The 1,214-nt window shown below is 47.0% G+C and carries 1 protein-coding gene; it reads right to left on the bottom strand.

Features of this window, described 5'->3' with window-relative positions:
- Positions 1-4: 4 nt before the first annotated feature.
- Complete coding sequence (gene tuf / locus I6E84_RS14040; RefSeq protein WP_197135298.1) at positions 5-1,195, bottom strand: elongation factor Tu; 1,191 nt, start codon at positions 1,193-1,195, stop codon at positions 5-7.
- Positions 1,196-1,214: the final 19 nt, after the last annotated feature.

The following is a 1,214-nucleotide window of genomic DNA, read 5'->3' as shown; positions in this document are numbered from 1 at the left end:
AGTATTAAACGTTTACGTTAGCAACAACACCAGCGCCTACAGTACGGCCGCCTTCACGAATAGCGAAGCGAAGACCTTTGTCCATAGCGATTGGGTGGATAAGCTCTACGCCCATCTCAACGTTATCACCAGGCATTACCATTTCAGTACCGTCTTGTAATTGGATTGCGCCAGTTACGTCAGTAGTACGGAAGTAGAACTGTGGACGATAGCCGTTTAGGAATGGAGTGTGACGACCACCCTCTTCTTTGCTCAACACATATACTTCAGCGTCAAACTTGGTGTGAGGAGTGATTGAACCTGGCTTAGCAAGTACTTGGCCACGTTGTACGTCTTCACGCTTAGTACCACGTAGTAGTACGCCACAGTTTTCGCCTGCACGACCTTCGTCAAGCAGTTTACGGAACATCTCTACACCAGTACAGGTGGTTTTTTGAGTGTCACGGATACCAACGATTTCGATTTCGTCGCCAACGCGTACGATACCAGATTCAACACGGCCAGTTACAACAGTACCACGACCTGAGATTGAGAATACGTCTTCGATTGGCATTAGGAATGCTTTGTCAACGTCACGCTCTGGCTCTGGGATGTAGGTGTCTAGAACTTTCAATAGCTCTACAACAGCTGGTTGACCATATTTTTCTTGTGAGCCTTTTAGGGCTTCAGTCGCTGAACCATGGATGATTGGAGTGTCATCACCTGGGAAGTCGTAGTCAGAAAGTAATTCACGTACTTCCATTTCTACTAGTTCTAGCAATTCTTCGTCATCAACAACATCACATTTGTTCATGAATACGATGATGTACGGTACGCCAACCTGACGTGAAAGCAAGATGTGCTCACGTGTTTGTGGCATAGGGCCGTCAGTTGCAGATACTACTAGGATTGCGCCGTCCATCTGGGCAGCACCAGTGATCATGTTTTTAACATAATCGGCGTGACCTGGGCAATCTACGTGAGCATAGTGACGTGCATCTGTGTCATATTCTACGTGTGAGGTGTTGATGGTGATACCACGTGCTTTTTCTTCTGGTGCTGAGTCAATAGACGCGTAGTCTTTGGCTTCGCCACCTGAAGTGATTGCAGCTACAGTTGCGATAGCAGCTGTTAGGGTTGTTTTACCGTGGTCAACGTGTCCGATGGTACCAACGTTGACATGCGGTTTTAGACGTTCAAACTTGGCCTTTGCCATGGGTATTTCCTCTTTTTTT

Origin of the sequence: Psychrobacter sp. SCQQ22, from assembly GCF_015864605.1 — a bacterium.
In the GTDB taxonomy this organism is placed as follows: domain Bacteria; phylum Pseudomonadota; class Gammaproteobacteria; order Pseudomonadales; family Moraxellaceae; genus Psychrobacter; species Psychrobacter fozii.
The sequence above is the reverse complement of the archived record's forward strand: the minus strand, read 5'-3'. Positions and strand labels throughout refer to the sequence as shown.